This window comes from Salinicoccus siamensis, from assembly GCF_042429615.1.
GTDB lineage: Bacteria > Bacillota > Bacilli > Staphylococcales > Salinicoccaceae > Salinicoccus > Salinicoccus siamensis.
Window position 1 is genome coordinate 1 of record NZ_JBHMAH010000040.1, and the last position, 3,974, is coordinate 3,974.

Here is a 3,974-nt window from a genome sequence, read left to right on the forward strand (position 1 = left end):
TGATTTTGAATATGAGAGTGGTGAAATTTCTGATATAAATGCGATAATACCAGAAAATCTAATGAAAAATGAAGAAGAGAGAAATAAAATTAAAGCAAAAATTGAGGATTGTGTGCCTGAAAATACTAGTGGAGTATATGTTTTTAAAGTAGTAGAATGCCTATCAGAGGGTGCTTCAGTTTTTGATAGCAAATGGGAGAAACATCGTGAGAACAAAAAGACTCCTGCATTAATTAAGAAGAATAAGGAGTCTCCTATTCTTTATGTAGGAAAAGATAATAACTTACGTACAAGACTATTAAATCATATATATGGAGTGTCAAAAGACCAAAAAACTGGGGAATACCTTTGGCAGAGTACCAGTGGTTTAAAATTAAGTGGATTTATTATAGATAATCCAGATTTTAAATTTAAAGTAGAGTTTTTTTATATTATAAAAGGTGATTCTGACGATAAAACTTATATGCTATTAAATCAATTAGTTGAAAAAGTACTGCATGATCAACTGAATCCAAGATTAGGATCTTCTATGTCATAAAATAATTTAATTTACAAAATAAAACTATAAGGGGGTTAGTTAATGAAATTTTCTAAATTAAAGATGGTAGATAAATTATCTTCCCATGGCTTAATTTATTTTAACAATGTTGAAGAGCCAAAAAGCGGTTTACTAGAATATAATGACAACCAGATAAATTTAACTTTTGTGGTAGAGGGCTTCTTAGATACATTAGAAGAATTAGAGCTCAATATAACAAGTATTACGTTCATTACCAGTTTGGGGGAGAAATTAGAACTACGTGGTGGGATTGTAATAAATTCAAAAAATAATTCTAACAATATCACTACTGTCGAAGTTATCTACCAATATCTGTTACTAGATACCAAGCCCCAAGTTGAATCAGAGTCAGAAGAAAATAATTATAATAATTTTAAAATATACTGTTCGTACTTTAAAGACATATTTACAAACTCACCTTTTAAGTACGGGAGAAAGAAAGAGGACCGGTTTCATAGCAGTGTTGAACTAAATTTAGAGAGTACTCTGGGAGTATGTCTAATAAATAATCGTGTAGAAGTAACAGATTTTATTCTTGCAAATCAATATAACCGTGGTGAAGATTTCGACTTAAAATTTGATTATACTCCATTTTTAAATTTTAAATTCAAAGAACCTCAATCATTCAACAATATCATTTCACTAGCAATGAAAATTCGTAATCTAATCTCTTTTATTACTGAACATCAAATTAAAGTAGAAGAATTATATATATCTAACAAAGAGAAAAATTATAAACTATTCTGGGCGAACGAATATAACATACAAGTATCTAAACCTTCTAATGAGTTGATTTTTCAAGTTAAACCTTTTTTAAAAAGAAGATTTTCTGAATTTATTGATGGATATTTTAATAATGAAGACAAGCTCACTGATATATTTGATACTTACGTTAATAATATATATAAGCCAATATATGAGGATGATTATTTACTTTCACATATAATCATTTTAGAAGGATTGCATAGAAGGTTTATTTGTGAACAAAAAAGAGACTTGAAAATAAGATTAGAAGAAATTTTCAAAAGTATAGACAAGGAAATAATAGATTCAATCTTTTCTGAGATTGAATTAGATGAAAAAATTATATCTTACTTAAAGGATTTTAGACATTACCACTCACATTTTTTTGATGTTAATGAGAAACCTCAAATAGATGTCGATAAAATCGAAGTTGCTAAATTACTTAGAAAAGTAATAAAAGAATTCATTTATCTTAAAATTAATATTGGAGAATCATATATACTTTCAAAACCTCAACAATATAAATTTAAGAGCTTTAATAATCTACAATAGAAAATTTGTTCAATATTCATTTGCCAAATCATGACTGGTTAAAAATTATAGGTATATATTTCTATTATAAACACTTCGCACTCTTAGGGTAGACCCTAAATAGACAGTATGATGACATTGGGACTACTGGATTTAGAGTGTATCATTAGGATGCCTTTTAATTTTGCTCAGAAAAAATGTTAAATGAAAAACGTGTTAGAACATAGCTATAAATATATCAATTTTTAAAGAAAGGAAACGTGAAGATGGAAGAGAACAAACGCGTGTATGGATATATTAATCAGCTCGGTAAAGAAATAAAAGTCGCATTTAAAGATGGCAAAGCAATGCGCGGAAAATTGTTGTTTGCAGGAAAGTATGAAATTTATTTAGATGTGGATGGCCAGGAAGTCACGATATTCAAACACGCAATCAAGTATATCGTTTAAACGCTGTCTGATAAAAACACCATTTCCCTAACCCACAGAGTGAGCTATACCCCGAATGATGGCAGTGAATAAAACGACCATTACTCGGGGTTTTCTATGTCCGATCAGAAATCTTTTTCTAATACTGCTCTGACTCATTCACTGAAAGTGACTTCTTTTTCTTGCGCAATCATTTTTAGCCGAACCGTCTCTTGTTCATCAAAATCTTTTACATCAATTCGTGCCATCTTTTATCAATCTCCTTCCAATTTAGATGTACCTCAACAGGTACATTTGTAATATTACATCAAAAAATAGCTGTTTTCATGTACTTAAACAGGTACATTTGGTTAAAATCCGGACGGAAAAGTATATTGTCGGCACTGCCGACATATCAAGGTTTTTGAGGTTTTGTAGGATGAAAATCCGGAAAAACCTCCTTATGCTCTTACTGCATTTACTGATTTTCAGCTTTTGTATTTCATTTTAAATAGAATACACTCTAAAAATAATTGGAAATCCATCTTCCAAATCATAAGTTGAAGCAAATCTCATGGGGTTATTTAATCGACTTGCTGTCGCAGAATGATGTAGAAGTGACATACTAGACCCATAATTAAGATGGGTACAATGGCAGTGGGATTTTTAGTTAAAACGGAGAAATGGGAAGCGCTGCATAAGAAAGGGAAAGAATAGATGCAGGATGGCATGTCAGAAATCCAAATAAGCGCATATGAGCGTTCAAATCATGTTTAGGGTGCTTTCCTATGATTTAAGTCCTTACAAGTGTTTTGAAGGCTCTTTTTGATGTTTTGATATATATAAACACCGGAGATCTATTTATAGATCCATCTGTTTTAATAAGACTTTGAGTGGAGAAAAGCCCCCTAAAAATCCAAAAATAAATCAGCTTCCCTGAGTGCCATGCAGCACGGCCGGGGTTAACCCCACACCCGATCGGCCACATGAAATTTGATCGGGAGGGTGTACCCCCTTGAACTGCGCACGGCCTCAATCTGCCGTTGAATCCGAGGGACTGCCACGATATACACGACCCCGTTCAATTCATCGTGTGCATACATCCGCGCATAGCGCTTTAAAATCTCCTCATACTTGCCTTTCGATTTTTGGGTCAGCTCATATTCAATCGCTAGGGCCTGTTTCCGCCCGTCCACCCGTTTGATATGCAAGTAGCCGTCCGGCACTTTGCGCTTTACAGTGTCGATATTACGGGAGCGTTTCCAGTCCGAAGTCGCATCCACCTGCTCAATCAGATCGTCATCAATCAATTCCCGTTCCGTGGTAAATCCCACTTGGGAGACGGCATCTTTCGTTCTCAACCGCAGATACTGTTTTATGATATAGTCCGCCACCCGCAAATCATGCACCAACTCGGATTGGTTAAGTGTCCGCAATGCATGCATTGGCTCACTCACTAACCCGGTGGCCCCTGGTGTGATATAGACATAATAGAGTGGCCCAATATTTCCCTTTTTAATATAGCCCCGTTTCGTCAAAAACCGCAGTATCTTATATAACATATGCCGACTAATTGCCCCTTCGAAAAACGCAAACAGCGTCTTGTTTCCGATCACCCCAAATCGATTGATCAGATCCAACACCTGCGTTTTCTGTGCCCCAATAATCTGCATACCTGCCCCTCCTTTTTTCATATACGCCCACTTTAATGCACCATTCACATCCATTTTCAT

At 34.2% G+C, this 3,974-nt stretch carries 4 protein-coding genes; 3 read left to right on the forward strand and 1 reads right to left on the reverse strand.

All coding sequences use genetic code 11. From position 1 onward, the window contains the following. The 3 genes from ACFFLE_RS11125 to ACFFLE_RS11135 form a co-directional block, all read left to right on the forward strand. A partial coding sequence (locus tag ACFFLE_RS11125) for a GIY-YIG nuclease family protein (RefSeq protein WP_380572263.1) occupies positions 1-538 on the forward strand: 538 nt, incomplete at its 5' end. Between the two features lie 42 nt (positions 539-580). Continuing rightward, positions 581-1,855, forward strand: coding sequence for an ApeA N-terminal domain 1-containing protein (locus tag ACFFLE_RS11130; protein ID WP_380572265.1), 1,275 nt, complete (start codon positions 581-583; stop codon positions 1,853-1,855). A gap of 245 nt (positions 1,856-2,100) precedes the next feature. Next, the gene (locus ACFFLE_RS11135) at positions 2,101-2,283 is read left to right on the forward strand and encodes a hypothetical protein (protein WP_271402494.1); all 183 of its coding nucleotides are present in this window, start codon (positions 2,101-2,103) and stop codon (positions 2,281-2,283) included. 920 nt (positions 2,284-3,203) lie between these two features. On the opposite strand, the gene ACFFLE_RS11140 is transcribed toward ACFFLE_RS11135, so the two are convergent. Further along, on the reverse strand, positions 3,204-3,974 hold a 771-nt coding region (locus tag ACFFLE_RS11140), incomplete at its 5' end, for a hypothetical protein (protein WP_380572268.1).